At 32.0% G+C, this 20105-nt stretch carries 21 protein-coding genes and 1 other RNA gene; 4 read left to right on the plus strand and 18 right to left on the minus strand.

Annotation, left to right across the window (positions count from 1 at the left end; translation table 11 throughout):
• Positions 1-61 precede the first annotated feature (61 nt).
• Positions 62-1066 (minus strand): LysM peptidoglycan-binding domain-containing protein, encoded by a 1005-nt coding sequence (locus tag CD135_RS00840; protein WP_017000749.1) that lies wholly within the window; start codon positions 1064-1066, stop codon positions 62-64.
• 193 nt (positions 1067-1259) lie between these two features.
• On the opposite strand from CD135_RS00840, the gene CD135_RS00845 reads away from it, so the two are divergent.
• Positions 1260-1796, plus strand: coding sequence for a GNAT family N-acetyltransferase (locus tag CD135_RS00845; protein WP_017000750.1), 537 nt, complete (start codon positions 1260-1262; stop codon positions 1794-1796).
• 250 nt (positions 1797-2046) lie between these two features.
• On the opposite strand, the gene CD135_RS13120 is transcribed toward CD135_RS00845, so the two are convergent.
• The 6 genes from CD135_RS13120 to CD135_RS12945 all read right to left on the minus strand — a co-directional run bounded on the left by CD135_RS13120 (position 2047) and on the right by CD135_RS12945 (position 5430).
• The gene (locus tag CD135_RS13120; protein ID WP_256933706.1) at positions 2047-2178 is read right to left on the minus strand and encodes a hypothetical protein; all 132 of its coding nucleotides are present in this window, start codon (positions 2176-2178) and stop codon (positions 2047-2049) included.
• A 78-nt stretch (positions 2179-2256) separates the two neighbouring features.
• Positions 2257-2730, minus strand: a complete 474-nt coding sequence (locus tag CD135_RS00850; RefSeq protein WP_070044924.1) for a GNAT family N-acetyltransferase — start codon at positions 2728-2730, stop codon at positions 2257-2259.
• A gap of 145 nt (positions 2731-2875) precedes the next feature.
• Entirely contained in the window at positions 2876-3832 is a 957-nt protein-coding gene (locus CD135_RS00855; RefSeq protein ID WP_103268599.1) for a thermonuclease family protein, read from the minus strand.
• A gap of 210 nt (positions 3833-4042) precedes the next feature.
• On the minus strand, positions 4043-4441 hold the full coding sequence (locus tag CD135_RS00860; RefSeq protein WP_064211741.1) for a VOC family protein: 399 nt from the start codon (positions 4439-4441) through the stop codon (positions 4043-4045).
• 29 nt (positions 4442-4470) lie between these two features.
• Positions 4471-4965, minus strand: coding sequence for a MepB family protein (locus CD135_RS00865; protein ID WP_064204475.1), 495 nt, complete (start codon positions 4963-4965; stop codon positions 4471-4473).
• 315 nt (positions 4966-5280) lie between these two features.
• Positions 5281-5430 carry a hypothetical protein gene (locus tag CD135_RS12945; protein WP_167543692.1) on the minus strand — a complete coding sequence of 50 codons (150 nt, stop codon included), beginning with the start codon at positions 5428-5430 and terminating at the stop codon, positions 5281-5283.
• Between the two features lie 183 nt (positions 5431-5613).
• Here CD135_RS12945 and CD135_RS00870 point away from each other — a divergent pair, with 183 nt between their 5' ends.
• Both CD135_RS00870 and CD135_RS00875 read left to right on the plus strand, forming a co-directional pair.
• The gene (locus CD135_RS00870; RefSeq protein ID WP_103268600.1) at positions 5614-6234 is read left to right on the plus strand and encodes a LysE family translocator; all 621 of its coding nucleotides are present in this window, start codon (positions 5614-5616) and stop codon (positions 6232-6234) included.
• 155 nt (positions 6235-6389) lie between these two features.
• On the plus strand, positions 6390-7730 hold the full coding sequence (locus tag CD135_RS00875; protein ID WP_103268601.1) for an APC family permease: 1341 nt from the start codon (positions 6390-6392) through the stop codon (positions 7728-7730).
• A 56-nt stretch (positions 7731-7786) separates the two neighbouring features.
• Here CD135_RS00875 and CD135_RS00880 read toward each other — a convergent pair whose 3' ends face one another.
• The gene (locus tag CD135_RS00880; RefSeq protein ID WP_017000761.1) at positions 7787-7987 is read right to left on the minus strand and encodes a hypothetical protein; all 201 of its coding nucleotides are present in this window, start codon (positions 7985-7987) and stop codon (positions 7787-7789) included.
• Positions 7988-8101: 114 nt separating this feature from the next.
• Positions 8102-8845 carry a hypothetical protein gene (locus CD135_RS00885; RefSeq protein ID WP_103268602.1) on the minus strand — a complete coding sequence of 248 codons (744 nt, stop codon included), beginning with the start codon at positions 8843-8845 and terminating at the stop codon, positions 8102-8104.
• Positions 8846-9064: 219 nt separating this feature from the next.
• Here CD135_RS00885 and CD135_RS00890 point away from each other — a divergent pair, with 219 nt between their 5' ends.
• A complete protein-coding gene (locus tag CD135_RS00890) occupies positions 9065-9658 on the plus strand; it encodes an NUDIX hydrolase (RefSeq protein ID WP_017000763.1) in 594 nt (197 codons plus the stop codon).
• Between the two features lie 800 nt (positions 9659-10458).
• Here the strand turns inward: CD135_RS00890 and ssrA are convergent.
• The 9 genes from ssrA to tpiA all read right to left on the minus strand — a co-directional run bounded on the left by ssrA (position 10459) and on the right by tpiA (position 20085).
• Positions 10459-10815, minus strand: a transfer-messenger RNA (tmRNA) gene (ssrA, locus tag CD135_RS00895).
• Between the two features lie 78 nt (positions 10816-10893).
• Positions 10894-11355, minus strand: a complete 462-nt coding sequence (gene smpB / locus CD135_RS00900; protein WP_017000769.1) for an SsrA-binding protein SmpB — start codon at positions 11353-11355, stop codon at positions 10894-10896.
• Positions 11356-11371: 16 nt separating this feature from the next.
• The gene (rnr, locus tag CD135_RS00905; RefSeq protein ID WP_064204479.1) at positions 11372-13699 is read right to left on the minus strand and encodes a ribonuclease R; all 2328 of its coding nucleotides are present in this window, start codon (positions 13697-13699) and stop codon (positions 11372-11374) included.
• Between the two features lie 33 nt (positions 13700-13732).
• Positions 13733-14473, minus strand: a complete 741-nt coding sequence (locus CD135_RS00910) for an alpha/beta hydrolase (RefSeq protein WP_017000771.1) — start codon at positions 14471-14473, stop codon at positions 13733-13735.
• 90 nt (positions 14474-14563) lie between these two features.
• The gene (gene secG, locus CD135_RS00915; RefSeq protein ID WP_017000772.1) at positions 14564-14797 is read right to left on the minus strand and encodes a preprotein translocase subunit SecG; all 234 of its coding nucleotides are present in this window, start codon (positions 14795-14797) and stop codon (positions 14564-14566) included.
• A 69-nt stretch (positions 14798-14866) separates the two neighbouring features.
• On the minus strand, positions 14867-16210 hold the full coding sequence (gene aroA / locus CD135_RS00920) for a 3-phosphoshikimate 1-carboxyvinyltransferase (protein ID WP_103268604.1): 1344 nt from the start codon (positions 16208-16210) through the stop codon (positions 14867-14869).
• A gap of 244 nt (positions 16211-16454) precedes the next feature.
• Positions 16455-17759 carry a phosphopyruvate hydratase gene (gene eno, locus CD135_RS00925; RefSeq protein WP_017000774.1) on the minus strand — a complete coding sequence of 435 codons (1305 nt, stop codon included), beginning with the start codon at positions 17757-17759 and terminating at the stop codon, positions 16455-16457.
• Positions 17760-17788: 29 nt separating this feature from the next.
• Positions 17789-19324 (minus strand): 2,3-bisphosphoglycerate-independent phosphoglycerate mutase, encoded by a 1536-nt coding sequence (gpmI, locus tag CD135_RS00930; protein ID WP_064204481.1) that lies wholly within the window; start codon positions 19322-19324, stop codon positions 17789-17791.
• On the minus strand, positions 19324-20085 hold the full coding sequence (gene tpiA / locus CD135_RS00935) for a triose-phosphate isomerase (protein ID WP_017000776.1): 762 nt from the start codon (positions 20083-20085) through the stop codon (positions 19324-19326). Before tpiA ends, gpmI begins: the two co-directional genes overlap by 1 nt.
• Positions 20086-20105: the final 20 nt, after the last annotated feature.

Consider the following 20105-nt stretch of genomic DNA (forward strand, 5'->3'; position numbering starts at 1 on the left):
CAGCTCTAAACGTAAGGTTTTCTTACGTTTAGAGCTGTTTAATCTTATTAGCTTTATTTAATTATTTTAACTTTAATTCTTGTCCTACTGTTAAGTCATTTGAACTTAAATCATTTAATTCTTTAAGTTTATCTACACTTACACCGCTTCGTTTAGAAATATTATATAATGTATCTCCTGAAACTACTTTATGTGTATCACCACTTATAGTCTCTTCATTATCTGTTTCATTCGTTCCATTATAATGTTTTTCTACAAGTTTATAGAACTGATCCATATCGTATCCCCATTGACTAAAGTAATTGATAGGATCCGTGTGGTCTGTTCCACCCCAATATTCACTGATGGCATTATGACTGATTACAGTACCAGTACCTTCATTATTATCTGCTAATGATGGTTTTAAACCATTTTGTTTAAGCATTTCAGCTGTTAAATATGCTTGATTATTTACTGATTTAGCAAATTCATCAAACGTACTTGCTTGCGCTAATTCTATTTGGTAAAAGTAAGGATTCGCTTTAGCACCTGCACCCCACGCTAAATAGTCACTTGATGCTGTTTGTACTATTTTATTACTACCTGCATATGCATGCACAAATGCACTCTCATAATTATTATACATATAATTAATTTCATCATCGATTGTACTACTAGGATTAGATGTTTCATGAATAACTACACCAATAAATTCATCAGATTTAAAATCATATTTTGGTAAGCTATCCATTCTAGAATCTTGAGTAATATTCGATGGCTTTATGTTATTTTTCTCAATGTAATTATTTACATCTTGATAAGCTTCGTTCGTACTTTTCTTTGATCTCATTTCAGTAGAACCATGCTCAGCAACTTTATTATGTAACTCTAAATCTTCATCCGTTAGTAAATTCGTAAGTTCTTTCGGCTTCATTTTTTGAGCCTCTTCGAAGTTAATTGATTTACTTGTATTTTCAGTTTGACTATTACTCGCCTCATTAGATTCTTCAGCATTCACATGCAAACCAGATTGAGAAAGCAATAAACCAGATGTCAAAATTAATACCGTTCCAAATTTATACTTCATAATAATCCTCCTTCATTAAAGTTCTTTGAACATTGTATGATAAAATAATATTAATTAATACAGAATATTAATATTTGTAATTATTAATTAACATGTTTGAAATATTTTGTTTTTTATTTTTATGACTCATATTCAAGAAACAACATTATATTGTATAATTACATTTAATATTGATATAGAAATGAGGTAAGTTATGAATTCAACACAAAAGTTATTTATAAGGCCTATTAAAGAAGATGATTTATATATAATTTGGTCTTTAGCATTTAAAGAAGAAAACCCCGAATGGAAAAAATGGGATGCTCCCTATTTCAAACATGAAACAATGTCATTTGAGGAATTTTTAAAGCTGAGAGATACTTGGGTAAATGTGCCTAATAAGAAGGCTGTCATATATGATGATGATGTGATAGGCACAGTTTCATACTACTGGGAACACGAACCTTCTAGATGGCTAGAAATGGGTATTACTCTTCATCAACCACATACTTGGGGTAAGGGTATAGGTACAAAAGTTATGAGTATATGGATAGAACATTTATTTAACACTTTAAATATAGTACGTGTAGGCTATACAACATGGTCTGGAAATAAAGGTATGATAAGAATTGGTGAAAAGCTTGGTATGACTATGGAAGCTAAAATAAGAAAAGTGAGATATTATAATGGTTGTTATTATGATTCTATTCGCATGGGATTATTAAGAGAAGAATGGGAAAAGAGTAATTAAGTGTTTTACACCTAATTACCCTTTTTATTAGAACCTTTATTTATTAATTTACGTATTAACCTCATTATGACTGCTACACTAATATATCTAAAAATTCGTTTGATAATACTTTGCATATTGTTTAACTCCTTGTTTTCGGATTATTTTATACCTTTATCAGTACATACCCAACAATTAAGAAGGTTACACATTTATTTATATTAATATCTTATTTATCTCTTCATTTTTTGTATACAAATTAATTATACTACTAGAATATTTTAGAGATAACTCTTCCAACCCAGATAAAAAATCTTGGTATAAGCATTAATATACCTGGTATTTCAAATAAAATATCTGATACCACTTCCATAAAAATCGTTCGCTTCTTCATTCTTTGCATTTAACATCTCTCCTTAAAAAATCCTAATTTTTTACAGTTCTTATGTATATTATATACCCATCTTTTTTAGTCTATATATTAATTGTGTTTAAACTTTTCTAGTCTTAAAAGTCCTTCATCATCTGGTTCTTTAATACCGTCTTTATAATCATATCCATATTTTCTATAGAAGTGTACGGCAGTGATAGAAGCGGGTATTTCAATGCGCTCAGCTCGTTTAAAGTAAAAATCACTTTCTAATGTTTGAATGATTAACTTTCCTATTCCCTTACCTTGATAATCTGGTGAAACAAATATTGTAAATAAGCTGCTCTCAGTTTCACTATCCCAGTACGGTCCAATAGCACCTGTTCCAACGATTTTAGATTCTTCTTCAAAGACATAAAAGTTAGTAAAACTTGCTCTTTCTATAATAGCTTCTGGTGTCATCGTACTAACTACTTTCTCAATTTCTTCAATAGGCTCATCTTTAACATTCGTTGTTCTAAGTGTATGTATAATTAATTCGCTTATTTCTTCAGCATCTTTTGTTTCAAACATTCTTATGTTCATGTTGTCTCACTCCTGCTCTTTAAAAGTAATATATGACTCTTTTTTATATTAATACTATTTAAGCATATATGAAACGTGGAATAAAAAACCTATCAAAGTTTAAAATAACTTTAATAGGTTTTCTTTTATTTTTTATAGTTTTATTTTAATTTGCTTCACATGCAAAGTTATCTTTGTCTCTATCAAGTTTTGGTAAATATGCTGGATGAGTACTTGGTACACCGTTTGGATATACTTTTCTTAGTTCAGTACAGTTTTTATAAAATTCTTTACTTTGTGATTGTTGAGTCTCTGGTTGAGAGGCAGGAACATTTGTCGTTGTATTGTTATTAGAAGTATTTGAATTTGTATTTGCTTCTGTATTATTAGCTTCTTCAAAAGCACTATCTAAACTCCAAATACCTAATTTCTGTTCTTTAGCTACAGCCTGCGCACTTTCCAATCGATCTAGATAACGTGTGTTAGGAGGATAAACATACGCTACTTTCGCCAAACCTTCTCTAACTAATATTTCGTTTACCATTTCACCATCAATATATATATAAGCTAAATATCTTTGATACTTGTCTTGTTTCTCACCTACATCAAACTCAACTTCGATTTTGTTAGCGTTCATGAGTAACGATTTCGTTCTATCAGAAGCTTCTTGACCAAACGGCTGTTTCCCAATTCTAGGGTGCTTCGTTTCAGGCGTATCTATTAATAAAAATCTAAACGATCCTTCTTTACCATTATATATAAACTTAGCAGTATCCCCGTCTACTGTTGATGAAAGTTCCACAGGTATTCTATCAGTCGTACCAGGTGTGAATGTCTTTTTTTCTTCTTTATTTGAATCTTGCGTAGCATTCTCTACTTCTTTCTTTTCATCCTTTGAATCTTTCTTAGTATAATTAGTTTTCTCTTTTTTATCTGTTTCTTTTTTCTCAGATTTTTCTTTATGAGCTTTTTCATCTTTCTTTTGTTTGTCATCATTTTGCTTCTTATTCTCTTCGCTTACTTGACTCTTATCATCTTTATTCACATCATCATCACTACAAGCTCCTATTAAAATAAAAAGCATGAAGATTACAAAACAAAACCATAAACATCCTTTTTTCATAACTTACTCTCCTAAAATATATTCATTAAAGTAATAATAACAGATTTTACACTAATTAATAACTATTTTTTTAATTTTCTTTAAATTTAATGATTATTTTTATATAAACCTATCAAAATCATTATTTGTAGAATATGTATATAAAAAGACAGTGGATTTAACCACTGTCTTTGAAATAATTTTATTTACCTTTGTTATGGTTTAGATGTACTAGTTTCCATTACTAACGATTTCGAGTTTAATCCTATCCGGGTCTTCAAAATAAACTGCATAATGATCATTTCCACCTGCGAATGGATGTCTATCCACATATAAAATTCCAATATCCTGATTAATTAAATCATTAGTGATTTCATCTACCATAGCTTTTGTTTCAACATTAAATGCTAAATGATTCAATCCAATTCTTTTTCGGTGATACCCATAATCTTTATATTTCTCTTCTACCTCAACAAATACTATATAAGTTTCACCTAATTTAAAACTAAATCCTAAATCCCATTCTTGGTAAAGTTTATATCCTAATTTATTTAACAACCATTCATAAAATGCTCTAGATTTCTGTATATCTTCTACATATATTTCAATATGATGTAATGAACCATTCATTAGATTATTCACATACTTTCTTTGATAGCTTACTTTAAATATAATTCGTAAGCTTCCGTATTATTATACTCCTTTGATAAATCCAAAAAATAAGGTGCTTGCCATTTTTGTGTTTTAATTGCTGCTTTATTTAAATTTGTTTCCCAACTTGGATAAATTCGAAATGCCATTTTGCCTTTCTCTTTACCTATTCTTAAAACTCCTTTATCAGCTAAAAGTTCTTTTGGAAAAATAAATTGACCTTTATTGTCTCCATCTAAAACATTAATAATCAACTTGTCTTTCATTTCATCATAATTGTACGGCCTATTTTTTTCTAATTCATTTTTCAGCCATAACGTAACAAAATATCCAGCTTTTTTAGGTGTTTTTTTAGCTAATCTACTTTTAAAACTATTATTATTAATATTGAAATTAAAAGCCTCATATTCATGATTCCAAACTTCCAACTCAAATTGGTTTATAGAAAAATTAAATTCAGTACTAACCATATCTAATATATCTTTAGAAACATAAGGTTCCATTTTAAAATACCTCTTTCTTAAAGGGATATAATCTTTACAAACTATTATCTACATTTCTATAATACTTTTATATAACACTATAATCTAGTATTAATGAAACACTATATGAACTTGAAGGATATTTAATGCTTGCCATAACACCATATACGGCATTATCACATATATAGAACATAATAATAATATTGAAATCATTTCATTAAATAGCTTTCAGGAAAATCATGGTATAGGTACAAAATTACTAAATACAGTCAGCATTAACATTTTGAGTTTTATAGTACAATACTTTCTCAAAGCAAAATAATCTAAAGACTTACTTCATTCTTCTTTAATTTTATCTTTCTTTATCGCAAAGATTATTAATACTAAAACTGAAACCCACATAAACGGGGATACTAAAGCTACAAATATAAAACCTAAAATAATACTTAGCCATACTGAATCAATCGAATATTTACCTATTTTCATATTAATCCTCATTTCTAATTGTATTCATATATAATCTCTTATTCATCTATGATGATTATAACTACTATACTTACTTAAACCAAATTATAAAATAAATATAGTTATTTTATAAATAATATAGTTATTCAAACTAGTTTTTGATATATTTGTGAGAAACATTAATCAACAGAGAGGTGTAAATATATGGATAATTGGTTAAGCTTCATCGTAATATCTTTAATGATCATCATAATACCAGGCCCTGACTTTTTCATTGTATTGAATAACACATTAAAAGGTAATGCGAAAAACGGTATTATGGCTGGTTTGGGTATCTCAAGTGCACATGTTTTTTATTCAGCACTTGCAGCATTTGGATTAATATTTATTTTAACGACATCTTATTATGTTTTTACAGTTATAAAGATTTTAGGTTCAATATATATTGCATATCTAGGCATTAAAACAATTTTAAATGCGAAAAAAGCCTTTAATATTAGTACTGATAAAGATGTAAAAACAGATATGAAACTTAGATTGTCTTATAAACATGGTTTTATAAGTACTATTTTTAATCCAAAAGCAATTTTATTTTATGTCAGCATTTTACCTCAATTTATAACTAAAGAAGATGGATCAATGCAGATTCTAGTACTTTCCTCTTTATTCATATTAACTGTTTTTATTTGGTTCTTCTTATGTAGCTTTTTATTTAACTATATTAGACAAATTTTTAATAATGTAAAAATCAAAAGTATGCTAGATTACGCTATTGGTACAGTCTTAATTGGTCTAGCAATAAGTATATTTAGGTTAGAAAAGTAAATAATAAAACCCATGGAATTCAAAAATAACTATACTTATATAAAAGCCAAAGTTCCAATTGATAATTTCTCTCAATTGGACTATAATAACTTGTGGTACTTTTATCTTAGTTTAGAAGTATGAATTATTAATTATACATATACACGGAGGCGCTTATGTCTGAATCAACTCATTTAAAGAAGAATTTAGGCCTAGGTGATGTCATGGGTATCGCACTAGGACAAGTTATCGGTTCAGGGATTATGACCATGACTGGCATAGGTATTCAAATGTCTGGTAGCGGTGTGACTTTAGCTTATATAATTTCTTCATTACTTGGTATTATTGCGATGTCACCAATTGCTATTTTAGGAGGAACACTCCCTACTACAGGAGGTTTATATAAATATACCAGTCGGTTGTTATCACCAAAAATTGGTGTGTTTTGGCTATGCATGTTTACATTGATGCAAATTACATTAGCAATGTATGCTATTTCCTTTGCACAATATTTACAAGGCGTTTTACCGGAAGCACCTATCACACCAATTGCTTTTAGTTTATTAACATTACTATTTATTGTGAATTTAGTTGGTGTAAAAACAGCTTCTATCATTAATAAATGGATGGTTATTATTTTAATCCTTTCATTAAGTTGTTTCGTTGTTTTTGGATTACCTAAAGTAGATTATACAGTTTTCCAACCAGAAACAATGTTTCCAGCAGGGTTCACAGGCTTCTTTACTGCAATTGGATTGGTAGGTTTTGCAACTGGAGGTGCACAATTCGTTGCGGAATTAGGTGGAGAAATGAAGAATCCTCGACGAGATTTACCTATCGTCATTATAGGATCTACAGTACTAATCGGGTTCTTCTATGCTTTAATTGCTGCAGTTGCAGTAGGTGTCTTACCTATTGAACAAGTTGCAGGTCAGCCTTTAACAGCAGTAGCTAATGAAGTATTACCAAAACCTGTATTTGTTATCTTCATTGTAGGTGGTGCCATGTTTGCTCTAGCAACAACATTAAACGCAACATTCACTTGGGTAACAAAAAGTTTATATGTAGCCACACAAGATGGCGTCTTACCTAAGAAATTAGGAGCAGTAAACGAAAAATTTGGAACACCACATTGGTTACTCACTATTTTCTATATCGTTGGAGCAGTACCAATTTTAACAAACGTATCGCTAAACGTAGTAGCACAACTTGGAACAAGCCTTTCATTAATCGTATTTATGTTCCCAGTAGTTGCAGCAGGACGATTACCTAAGCTATACCCAGAAGCATACGCTAATGCACCTATCAAACTGCCACCAGCATTACTCAAAACTTTAATCGGTATTTCTGTTGTGTTACTACTTGCAGAAACATACCTATTAATCACTGATTTAGAAACACATTATATAATCGGATCAATCGCCTATGTAATTTTAGCAGCACTATTTGCAGCATTTTCCGATAAAATCACAGGATTCTCTATAAAGAATACGAATATATTAGAGGATGATATATAAAAATAAACACTCCAAAAGTTAAACTTTTGGAGTGTTTTACGTATATTTTAATAAATTCAAAGAACGTTTGCCATAATAATCAAAACCACTCCACAAAATACAGAACCTAATGCAAAGTAAGTAGTTCCCTTGAAACTTACAGTTTTCTCACCTTTTGTAAAAACTTCATACATCTCATAAGACATAAAATACAAAGCACAAATACCAAGTATTAAAAAACCAGAACCCAATAAGTATCCGAACACATCTAGAAACATAATATTCCCTCCTTAAAGGTTTATATTAATGCTACCAAACACCTTGATGTTTTTAAACGAACATTATTGTCACATTAGGTTTTACTTTAGTTGATATTTAAACTCATATTAACTTTATTTATTATAGTGATCATATTTACCTGATTCAATTTCAGATTCTCTCTCCTCTATTTCTTTGTAAACATCTTCGGCATCGTCACCTTCATAATAACCTTGTTCAATTGCTGTTTTAGTTTGTATTTCAGCAGAAGATAAACCACCATTATATTTTTTACGTAAAGCGTCTATATACTCATCTTCAGTCTCAGCTGCATTGATTTCGGCGTTAACATCATCAGGTTCATCATCTTGCATATCTAAATCTTCTTCTTCGTCCATTTTCTCTTGTTGCTCAGGACTTACACATCCGCCAACTGTACATTGTGTCCCATCAGGCTTTACATACCCCACAACATCACCGTTACCAGGTGCCTGATACCATGTGTCCCCATCTGCGTCTACCATACCATCTACATTAACCCCGCTTTTTATTTGTTTTGATATTTCTTCTTTAGTTAATGCTCTATTTTCTGATTCATTTTCGTTATTTGTTTGTTCACTATTCTCAATATCTTCTTGGCCTTCTGTATTTTCATTTTCTTCAGCAGACTGTTCTTCTTCTGTATCTGCTTCTGATTCATTAGAAGTATCTTGTTTATTATCCTTTTCCTTATCTTTATCTTTTTTCTCACCTTGCTTTTTATTTTCTTTATCACCTGATTGTTTTGTGGTTTCTGATTTAGATGAGGTTTCTTCTTTTTGTCCACATGCCCCTAATACTAATAAACTTGCAAATAATAAAATAAATAATTTTTTCATTACATATTCCCCCTTACATATATTACCTTCAATAATATATGTTTTATCAGTAAATTAATAGGTGTAATTAAATTATTTAATTTTTTATTGTTATTAATTATAAATATTTCAACTATTAATTACACACTAGTTATTTACCAACTTTCTTTTTATAGACTTATGATTAGTCCATAATTTCTATTTAAGATAATATATACTTAAAGGAATTGAGGTGTAATTATGGATAGTAAACAATTTTTCCAAAAGTTATTAGCTATTTCAAACTCTGGTATTAATTATTCTAAGGACCCATATGACGTAGAGAGGTTCAATGAAATTTTTGATATAACTCAAGAATTCATAAATTCTCAGAGCAATAACAAGAACTTAACATTAGAAAAGGAAGCTGGTTACCCTACACCTAAAATTGATGTAAGAGCTTTAATTTTAGATAAAGACAATAAAGTTTTATTAGTAGAAGATCCTAAAACAAAATCTTGGTCGTTACCTGGAGGTTTTGCTGACGTAGGAACTTCACCAGTAGAAAATGTAGTGAAAGAAGTGATAGAAGAGACTGGTTTATCAGTTTCTGTATCCAATCTTATTGCAGTATATGATACTAATAAGTCTAATCCAGAAAATTCATTAGCACACTATTATAAGTTAGTTTATTATTGTAAAAGATTAAGTGGAAACCTAACAACAAGTATAGAAACAAGTTCGGTACAATATTTTGATATTGATCAATTACCAAAACTATCAACTAAGAGAATTACCGAAAAACAAATAAGAGAATGTTTTAATAATCGTGAGAGTAAGACAATTATTGAATAAGTTGATAGTTATCACTAGGCTAATAAGTAACAAAATATATAGACAATATATGTAAAATGTGGTAATTTAAATATAGAAAAAGGACGATGCACATATATGCATCGCCCTTGTGAGCCCGTTAAAAAGACGGTGGCCTCGTTTTAATAAATTATTGAATAACCATCAAAACCGGTCAAAGTTAGAGATGGTTATTTTTTATGGTCTTTTTTACTAATTAATACTAAACCAATGATTGACATGACAATCATCAGTAATTCATAATCAGTCAATGTTACACCTTTCTAGGAGTCGAACCATATTTCATAGGCATCACCCCTTATTTAAAGAGATTAGCCACCATCTATCCAACTTGCTCACATTAATATTTTATCTTCATTACCAAAATTTGTCTATTTACAAAAAACGCATATATTAGTTTGAATCTACACAAATTTTAAATTTTTTATTTCAACTGAAGTACCAGTCATTAGACCCTAATATACTTTCATTATGAAACCCATCTATTATTTTAATAGACAATATATGTAAATTGTGGTAATTTAAATATAGAAAAAGGACGATACACATACATGCATGCATCGCCCCTTATGAGCCCGTTAAAAAGACGGTAGCCGGAATTGAATTTATATAACCATCTTGCCGACCAAAGCTAGAGATGGTTATTTTTTATGGTCTTTTTTACTAATTAATATTAAACCAATGATTACTTTTAAAGGTTTAATATACTAATAGTTTTACCATATTTCTGTACTATACTAATGCAAAATAAAAACCCTCAACCACAATGGTTGAGAGCTATGTAGTGGAGACGGCGGGAGTTGAACCCGCGTCCAGAGATCCTGATACAAATGTTTCTACGTGCGTAGTCTAGTCTTTATTGTTTCGCGTTGTATCAGGGGACTGACACCCTATTACAACGCTAGTTTGATTAATCTCTTCTCGTCAGACTTCAAACGGCAGTGACGAGCGTATCCTACTTAAGTTGAATCACGTTAACAGCACATAGGCGATGCTGTTAGGTGATGCAGAGTGCTATTACGCAGCTACTGCTAAGTTTTGTTGTTTGCCAGTTATTATAACTGTTGTGTTGATGACGGAGACAACCCTCCGACACGCTTCATAAGCTCGGGGACCCCTGTCGAATCCGTAACGTCCCCTGAATAAGAAATATACTTCCTTTTAGCAGAAGTATATTTAATAATAACAATTTTTTATTGATTAATCAATATAATTGCTTAATATCGATGCTTCATTGCTCTTTCTACATCACGTTTTGCTTCTTTTTCTTTCAGCGCATGACGTTTATCATAATCTCGTTTACCTCTTGCTATCCCTAAAAGAACTTTACAGTAACCGTGTTTAATATATAGTTTAAGCGGTATTAATGAATACCCTTTTTCTTTTGAGATACCATATAATTTATCGATTTCTTTTCTTTTTAAGAGCAGTTTTCGATTTCTTAATGGATCATGATTATAACGGTTACCTTCTTCATACGGTGCAATATGCATATTGTAAACGTACATTTCTCCGTTGTATACACGTGCATATGAATCTTTTAAGTTTGCACTACCTCGGCGAATGGATTTGATTTCTGTACCTTGTAATACAATTCCCGCTTCAACCGTATCTTCTATTGTATAATCATGGCTTGCTTTACGATTTTGTGCTAAAGGTTTGTTGTGTACTTTTGGCACATCCATCACCTACTTTCTATTTTTTCTTACGTCTTGCATTCTTTTTAACGGCTTTTGCTTTATAAAAAGGTTTATTGTTTTTATCGCCTTGTTTACCTTTTGCTCTGCCTTTTTTATGCTTATTATTTTTATCGTTTTCCTTTGATGGTCCACGTTTTTTAGCTTTTATTGTCTTTTCTCTTGCGAGTTTTTCACGATTCTTTTCAGCTATTGGCATACCTACGATTTGGAAATCAATCATTCTTTCATCAACATTAACATTTATAACTTTGACTTCTACTTTATCACCGATTCTAAAGACTTTAGCTTGTCTTTCACCAATAATAGCCATACTGCGTTCATCAAAATTATAATAATCATCTGTTAAGTTAGAAATGTGTACCATACCTTCGATAGTGTTCTCTAATTCTACAAACATACCGAAGTTAGCTACTGAACTGATTATACCAGTATAAACTTCTCCAACATGTTGAATCATATACTCTGATTTCTTCAGATCATCTGTATCACGTTCTGCATCTATCGCTCTTCTTTCACGTGTAGATGTATGATCTGCAATTTCAGGTAATACTTCTTCCCAATGTCTAATTTGTTTATCATTCATTGATTTATCGATTAAATATTTACGAATGAGTCTATGCACTATTAAATCTGGGTATCTTCTAATTGGTGAAGTGAAATGTGTATAATAATCAGCTGATAAACCGAAGTGACCTAAGTTTTCTTCACTATATCTTGCTTGTTGCATACTTCTTAACATTAAAGTAGCAATTACCATTTCTTCTTTTTCACCAGCTACTTCTTGCACAATTTTTTGTAGTGTAGATGGATGAATATCTTCGCTTGTACCTTTAACTGTAATACCAAAGTTCGTAATAAATTCAAAGAATTGATTTAAACGTTCTTCTTTTGGATTTTCGTGTACACGATAAATGAATGGTAATTCTAATTTACTGAAATGTTCTGCAATTGTTTCGTTAGCTGATAACATAAAGCTTTCGATTAATCTTTCAGCGTCATTTCTTTCTCTAACTTGAATATCTGTTGGAATACCGTCTTCATCAACTAATACTTGGGCTTCTTTAATATCAAAATCAATTTCACCACGTTTTTTACGTTTAGCAATTAATTGTTGTGATAATTGGTTAGCTAAATCAAGCATAGGTGTGATTTCAGCAAATTTCTCTCTAATTTCAGGGTCTTTGTTCTCAATGATGCTATTTACATCAGTGTAAGTCATTCTATAATCTGAATGAATGACACTTTCAAAAATCTCATGGCGAACAACTTCGCCTTGTTGATCAATTTCCATTCTACAGCTTAAAGTAAGACGGTCTTCATTTGGATTTAATGAACAAATACCATTACTTAGTCTGTGAGGTATCATTGGAATAACTCTATCTACAAGATACACACTAGTGCCTCGATCATAAGCTTCTTTATCTAACTCACTATTTTCAGTTACATAATAACTTACATCCGCGATACTTACTGTTAACTCTGTTAATCCATTATCTAATGCTTTTACAGATACAGCGTCATCTAAGTCTTTAGCATCCGCACCATCAATAGTGATTGTTAATTCATCTCTTAAATCACGTCTATTTTTAGTTTCTTCTGGCTTAATTTTGTCTGGTACTTTTTTAGTTTCTTCTATTACACTATCCGGAAACTCTATATTGATTCCATGTTGGTAAATAATAGATAGAATATCAACACCAGGGTCATTTTTATGCCCTAAAATTGCTTTAACGTGACCTTCAGGATTATGAGTACCATCTGCATATTCCGTAATTTCTACAAGTACTTTATGCCCTTCAACAGCGCCTAAATTTTTACCTTTTGGGATAAAAATGTCTTGTGTAATACGTTTATCATCTGGCAATACGAAACCAAAGTGTTTAGCTTCAGTATAAGTACCAACTACTTGCGTAATATTACGTGTCGTAATAGCCTTAACTCTTCCTTCAATTTTACCTTTGTGGTCTCCACGTGATGGAACGACTTCTACTAATACTTCATCGCCGTCCATCGCTTTATTAATTTGATTTGGTGGTATAAAAATATCTTCGATTGTATCATCTTCAGGTCTTAAGAATGCAAAACCTTTTTTATGTTGGCTAAGCTTCCCTTTAACTAAATCTGATTTATCTCTTTTCTTTTTATATCTATCCGTCTTTGTTCTTTCTAGTTGACCCGTTTGTTCTAAATCAACTAGAACTTTAATTAATTCTTTAAATGAATCAGCGTTACTTAATCCCATTACGTCTTGAAATTCACTTACCGTCATGGGCGTGTAGTCTTTCTCATTTATGATTTGTTCAACTTCTTCTCTTAGATTCATAGCGGGCCTCCTTTCTTGTTTTTATATTGTGTCTTATTCGGACCAATCTAATGATTCTAAGAATTGATATACGTCTTCAAATACTTTCTCTTTTTCTTGTCCGATTGTTATAACATGACCAGATTCTTCATACCACTTAATATATTTATCATCAGATGAAGATGAATTATAAATAATATTAGCAGAATCAGGATTTATCATTTGATCAAGCTTGCCTTGTACTACAAATAAAGGATCAAATACTTCATCAACTTGATCTCTAACTGCTTGAATAGTATTTTGCAATTCAGTTAAAGTGTCTGTCGGATGAAAATGTTTCATTTCTTCTTCAATTTGTTCACTTGATTTACCTTCATATTTTTTAAATTCTCTTGCATAATCTAGTACACCTTCAAACATAGTACCTTCTGTCTTAATGTACATAGGAGAACACATAGTTACTATACCTTTCACATCACGATTTAAACTTAATTTCAAGCTAAAAACGCCACCCAATGATAGTCCAGCTACTGCTATTTCAGTATACCCTTTTTCCACAAGAAAATCATATGCATCTAAGCAATCTTTAAACCATACATATGGGCTTGATTCTAATATTTCTTCTGGTGGTCTTCCATGACCTTCATAATGCGGAGCATATGATGTATATCCTTTTTTCTGTAAGAAACGTCCTAATTGTCTAACGTCTGATGAATTACCTGTAAATCCATGCAAAAGTAATACTGCGCGTTTACCTTCTTCAAAGAAGAAAGGTTTAGGTAATTGAATTCTCATGATCGACCATCCTTTTACTCTATTTAACTCTATTGTATCTCTTTTTCACTTGCAAACAAATAAAAAAGTCCGACATTACCCGTCGGACCACTACATTTTAAAGTAAGTTATTGCTAACATAATTAAGAAAAATAAAATCGCTAGAATGATTGTTGTTCTGTGTAAAACTAAATCTATTCCACGTTGCTTTTGTTTACCAAATAATTGTTCTGCTCCACCACTAATTGCACCTGATAAACCGGTACTTTTACCTTCTTGAAGTAATACAACGGTAATCAATGCAATACAATCTATGATTAATAAGACGATTAAAAATGTATGCATGGACTCGGTCCTCCTGTCTATTATAACAGTAGCATTATAGCACATTTACAAAATGCACTCAAGTTTTCATTAGTCATAATCTATTGACATGCCTAAAGATTTTAACATTTCAAAGTACGTTGGACAAGTCTTTGATACACATGCTGGGTCAAGCAGTGTTATACCATCTACTTTTGTGCCTACTAAACTAAGAGACATAGCTACTCGGTGGTCATCAAATGTATCCAATGTAGCACTTTGAATCTCTCCTGGCTGAATCGTCCATCCATCTTGATGTTCTTGTATGTTAATCCCTAGCTTAGTTAAGCTTTCAGTTAAAGCTTCAACTCTATTACACTCATGATTACGTATATGTTCAACACCAGTAATTGTAATTGGACCATCCGCAAACGCTGCTAATGTACCGATTGTAAGTGCTTGGTCTGAACATGCATTCATATCGATTGTTAAATTACCTTTGAGCTGTTCTGGACCAGTGATAACGACATAATCTTCACCTTTTTTAACAGTAGCACCCATTTTTTCTAAAATGTCTACAACTTCTAAATCAGGTTGATGGGTTTTTAGGTTCAAATGATTAATCTTAATTGTCGATTTTTTCAGAGCTGCTAGAGCCATAAAATAACAAGCAGTTGATAAATCGGCTTCTAAAGGTAAATTAGTCGCTTGATAAGAACCTTTTTCAACCTTCATATGTTTATAGTCATCTGAGACTTCTACGCTTATCCCAAATTGTTCCATTAATTCTATCGTGATATCTACGTATGCACTTTGTACTATCTCTGTTGTTAATTCAATTTCTGTTGGTTGATTAAACAATGGTGCAGCAAGTAATAATCCACTAATAAACTGACTAGATTTATCGCCTGCTATCATGACTTTACCACCAGTTTCAGGTGTCCCTTTAATTTTGACTGGAAGTTGGCCTTCTTCTTCAATATAAGAGACTTCTACCCCTAATTGGATAAGTGCATCATGTAAAGTTTTATGTGGTCTACCAGCTAATTGTTCCGTAGAAGTGATAGTAATTTCACTTTTATCTTGTGTCCCTAAAATGCCAGGTAAAAATCGAGCAGTCGTGCCTGCTGAACCAATGAATACTGTTTGTTCTTCTGGAAGACTTTCCGTATCTACACCAGTAATATTGATTGAATCTCCTTCAAACTCGAAAGTTGCTCCTAATTTCTTTAATGTTTCCATGCACCAATAAGTATCATCACTTTTAAGATAACCAGATAACTTTGAAGTACCTTTACTAAACCCTGCTAAAATAAAAGCACGATTCGTTACACTTTTACTCCCTGGTATAATAATTTCTTTATTAAATACTTGATCTGTTGGATGCAAACTTAATTTTTCTACACCATCTAAACTAGACCAAGGTGATTTTGCACTTTTTAAATTAATCGTCATCTGTGAAATCCTCCTATAAACATAATTCTCTATATTATAGCCCATTTTAACACGTAATGGAATGATAATGACACATTTAATTTAAAGCGTTAAAGCGTTACTGTAAAAACAGTTTGTTTTAATATAAAAAAACCACCAATCTGTTAGATAATGTGAAATCCAACAAATCGATGGTTTAATTTTGAGAATAGATATATTCATACTAGTCTCATATTTTGTGAATCATTTTATATTAAATGCACAATTATTTAGATAAGTTATAGAAAGCTTTTATACCTTCAAATTTACCAGTTTCATATAATTCATCTTCGATACGTAATAATTGATTGTATTTAGCAATACGATCTGTTCTAGATAATGAACCAGTTTTAATTTGACCAGCATTAGTAGCAACTGCGATATCTGAAATTGTAGTATCTTCAGTTTCTCCTGAACGGTGAGAAATAACTGCAGTGTAACCAGCTTTTTGAGCCATTTCGATAGCTTCGAATGTTTCAGTTAATGTACCGATTTGGTTAACTTTGATTAAGATTGAGTTACCGATACCTTTTTCGATACCTTCTGATAATTTTTCAGTATTTGTAACGAATAAGTCATCACCTACTAATTGAACACGGTCTCCGATACGGTCAGTAAGGATTTTCCATCCGTCCCAGTCGTTTTCGTCCATACCGTCTTCAATAGTGATGATAGGATATTTGTTAACTAACTCTTCTAAGAAATCAACTTGTTCTTCGCTTGAACGTTTAACACCGTGTTCACCTTCGAATTTAGCATAGTCATATACGCCGTTTTCGAAGAATTCTGAAGCTGCACAGTCAAATCCTAAAACTACATCTTTACCTGGCTCTAAGCCAACTGCTTTAATAGCTTCTAAGATAGTTTCAACGCCATCTTCAGTACCTTCGAATTCAGGAGCGAATCCACCTTCGTCGCCTACTGCTGTGTTTAAACCACGAGATTTCAAGATTTTAGCTAAGTTATGGAAGATTTCAGCTCCCCAACGTAATGCTTCTTTGAATGATTCTGCACCTACCGGTAAAATCATGAACTCTTGGAAAGCAATTGGTGCGTCAGAGTGTGAACCACCGTTTACAATGTTCATCATTGGAACTGGTAATTGAACACCGTTGAATCCACCAAGATATTTGTATAAAGGTTGTCCTAAGAAATCTGCAGCTGCATGAGCTACTGCGATTGAAACACCAAGGATAGCATTTGCGCCTAATTTACCTTTGTTTGGCGTACCATCTAAAGCGATCATTAATTTATCGATTGATACTTGTTCTAAAACTGAAATTTCACCTTCGATAATTTCTGGTGCAATAATTTCGTTAACATTTTCTACTGCTTTAAGTACACCTTTACCTAAGTAACGATCTTTGTCTCCGTCACGTAATTCAACTGCTTCATATTCACCAGTTGAAGCGCCTGAAGGTACTAATGCTCTACCAAAAGCACCACTTTCTGTTAATACTTCTACCTCTACTGTTGGGTTACCACGTGAATCTAATACTTCGCGTGCATAAATATCTGTAATAATTGGCATATTTAAAACTCCTTTTTCATAATAGTTAATTATTTTTTAATTAATGATTCACCAGTCATATCTTCTGGTTGTTCTACTCCTAGTAAGTCAATAAGTGTTGGTGCTAAATCTGCTAGTCTGCCATCACTTCTTACTTCTACCCCTTCTTTAGTTACAATAACAGGAACAGGGTTTGTTGTATGTGTAGTCATTGGTGATTCAGTATCTGTTAATACTTCATCAGAGTTACCATGGTCAGCTGTTATAATTGCCGTACCATTCATAGATAATATTTTATCTACTACTTCACCTAGACATTCATCTACTGCTTCGATAGCTTTAATAGTTGGCTCAAGCATTCCACTATGACCAACCATATCCGGGTTAGCAAAGTTTAAAATGATTAAATCTAAATCACCTTTATCTAATTCACCGATTAAAGCATCTTTAACTTCGTAAGCACTCATTTCAGGTTTTAAATCATATGTTGCTACTTTTGGTGAGTCAATTAGCACACGACGTTCACCGTTAAATTCAGCATGTGAACCACCACTCATAAAGTAAGTTACATGTGGGAATTTTTCAGTTTCAGCAATTCGTAATTGATTTAAATTGTTCTTCTCAGCAACTTCACCGATTGTATTTTTAATATCAACTGGTTTGAAAGCTACTTCAGCAAACACATCATCACTATAATTTGTGAACGTTACGAAATATAAATCTTCTAGTTTACGTTTGATTTCGAAACCTTCGAATTTCTCGTTAGTGTAAACTTGGCTTAATTGTGCTGCTCTATCGGGACGGAAGTTGAAGAATATCATTGCGTCATGACTGTTAACGCCATTATTTTCAACGCCTTTTTCTTCATCTTTCACGATAAATGGCACAACAAATTCGTCTGTAAGTCCATCTTTATAGTTTGCCTCAACACCTTCAACAGCTGTTGGGTAAACAGGACCTTCACCATTAGACATTGCATTATATGCTTTTTCTTCACGATCCCAACGATTATCTCTGTCCATTGCATAGTAACGACCAGAAATAGAAGCAAATTGTCCAATGCCTATTTCTTCGAATTTATTTTCAGTTTCTTCGATATATCTGATAGCTGATTTTTGATCAACATCACGACCGTCTAAGAATCCATGAACATAAACTTTTTTAACACCTTGCTTTTTAGCTAATTCTAGTAAAGCAAATAGATGTTTGTAGTGACTGTGAACACCACCGTCTGATAATAATCCCATTAAATGTAATGTTGAATCATTTTTTACGACATGTTGCATTGCTTCTTTTAATGCTTCAATTTCAAAGAAATCGCCGTCTTCTATAGACTTATTAATACGAGTTAAACTCTGGTAAACAACTCTGCCGGCACCAATATTTAAGTGACCTACTTCAGAGTTACCCATTTGACCTTCTGGTAGTCCAACATCTAGACCACAAGCTGATAATTCGTTATGTGGATATTTATTGTAATATCTATCAAAGTTTGGTTTGTTGGCTTGTTTAACCGCATTACCATGTTCTTCTTCACGGTTTGCAAATCCATCAAGTATGATAAGTGCTGTTGGTTGTTTAGCCATTACTTTGCACCTTCTAATAGTGCTACAAATGAATCAACTTTTAATGAAGCGCCGCCAACTAATGCGCCATCGATATCTGATTGAGCCATATATTCTTTAATGTTTTCAGGTTTAACACTACCACCATATTGAACACGAAGTGCATCTGCTGCTTCTTGTGAGTATGCATTTGCTACAACTTTACGAACATGTGCACACATTTGGTTAGCATCTTCTGAAGTTGAAGATTTACCAGTACCAATAGCCCAGATAGGTTCATAAGCTATAACTGTTGATTTAACTTGTTCTTCAGTGAATCCTTTAAGAGCAGCTTCAACTTGGTCGCCTACTACTGATTCAGCTTTGTCTGCTTCTCTTTCATCTAAAGTTTCACCTACACAAATAATTGGTGTCATATTATGAGAAAATACAGCTAATGCTTTTTTGTTAACATCTTCATCTGTTTCACCAAAGTATTCACGACGTTCAGAGTGTCCAAGGACAACATATTTTACGCCTAAATCTTCTAATGCTGCTGGAGAAGTTTCACCAGTGAACGCACCACTGTCTTCAAAGTGAGCATTTTGAGCACCGATTTGTAATCCTTCTGCTACGCCTTCTTTTGTTAAATTAACAAGTGCATCTAATTGTAAAGTTGGTGCACAAATTACTGAATCAACTTCGTTTGTATCAGGTAAAGCTGGAAGTTCATTAACAAAGTCTTTTGCTTCTTGAACTGTTTTGTTCATTTTCCAGTTACCTGCGATAATTGGTTTTCTCATGATATATTAACTCCTTTTAT

Origin of the sequence: Mammaliicoccus lentus, assembly GCF_002902755.1 — a bacterium.
GTDB lineage: Bacteria > Bacillota > Bacilli > Staphylococcales > Staphylococcaceae > Mammaliicoccus > Mammaliicoccus lentus.

What these genes read in the sequence shown, in the direction of transcription:
- CD135_RS00890 (WP_017000763.1), top strand. Translation starts at nt 9,065, where the DNA reads ATGGATAGTAAACAATTTTTCCAAAAGTTATTAGCTATTTCAAACTCT.
- secG (WP_017000772.1), bottom strand. Translation starts at nt 14,797, where the DNA reads ATGCATACATTTTTAATCGTCTTATTAATCATAGATTGTATTGCATTG.
- CD135_RS12945 (WP_167543692.1), bottom strand. Translation starts at nt 5,430, where the DNA reads ATGAAAATAGGTAAATATTCGATTGATTCAGTATGGCTAAGTATTATT.
- CD135_RS00865 (WP_064204475.1), bottom strand. Translation starts at nt 4,965, where the DNA reads ATGGAACCTTATGTTTCTAAAGATATATTAGATATGGTTAGTACTGAA.
- CD135_RS00860 (WP_064211741.1), bottom strand. Translation starts at nt 4,441, where the DNA reads ATGAATGGTTCATTACATCATATTGAAATATATGTAGAAGATATACAG.
- CD135_RS00850 (WP_070044924.1), bottom strand. Translation starts at nt 2,730, where the DNA reads ATGAACATAAGAATGTTTGAAACAAAAGATGCTGAAGAAATAAGCGAA.
- CD135_RS00910 (WP_017000771.1), bottom strand. Translation starts at nt 14,473, where the DNA reads ATGAGAATTCAATTACCTAAACCTTTCTTCTTTGAAGAAGGTAAACGC.
- eno (WP_017000774.1), bottom strand. Translation starts at nt 17,759, where the DNA reads ATGCCAATTATTACAGATATTTATGCACGCGAAGTATTAGATTCACGT.
- CD135_RS00855 (WP_103268599.1), bottom strand. Translation starts at nt 3,832, where the DNA reads ATGAAAAAAGGATGTTTATGGTTTTGTTTTGTAATCTTCATGCTTTTT.
- CD135_RS00840 (WP_017000749.1), bottom strand. Translation starts at nt 1,066, where the DNA reads ATGAAGTATAAATTTGGAACGGTATTAATTTTGACATCTGGTTTATTG.
- CD135_RS00885 (WP_103268602.1), bottom strand. Translation starts at nt 8,845, where the DNA reads ATGAAAAAATTATTTATTTTATTATTTGCAAGTTTATTAGTATTAGGG.
- CD135_RS00870 (WP_103268600.1), top strand. Translation starts at nt 5,614, where the DNA reads ATGGATAATTGGTTAAGCTTCATCGTAATATCTTTAATGATCATCATA.
- rnr (WP_064204479.1), bottom strand. Translation starts at nt 13,699, where the DNA reads ATGAATCTAAGAGAAGAAGTTGAACAAATCATAAATGAGAAAGACTAC.
- gpmI (WP_064204481.1), bottom strand. Translation starts at nt 19,324, where the DNA reads ATGGCTAAACAACCAACAGCACTTATCATACTTGATGGATTTGCAAAC.
- tpiA (WP_017000776.1), bottom strand. Translation starts at nt 20,085, where the DNA reads ATGAGAAAACCAATTATCGCAGGTAACTGGAAAATGAACAAAACAGTT.
- CD135_RS00875 (WP_103268601.1), top strand. Translation starts at nt 6,390, where the DNA reads ATGTCTGAATCAACTCATTTAAAGAAGAATTTAGGCCTAGGTGATGTC.
- aroA (WP_103268604.1), bottom strand. Translation starts at nt 16,210, where the DNA reads ATGACGATTAATTTAAAAAGTGCAAAATCACCTTGGTCTAGTTTAGAT.
- CD135_RS00845 (WP_017000750.1), top strand. Translation starts at nt 1,260, where the DNA reads ATGAATTCAACACAAAAGTTATTTATAAGGCCTATTAAAGAAGATGAT.
- CD135_RS13120 (WP_256933706.1), bottom strand. Translation starts at nt 2,178, where the DNA reads ATGCAAAGAATGAAGAAGCGAACGATTTTTATGGAAGTGGTATCAGAT.
- CD135_RS00880 (WP_017000761.1), bottom strand. Translation starts at nt 7,987, where the DNA reads ATGTTTCTAGATGTGTTCGGATACTTATTGGGTTCTGGTTTTTTAATA.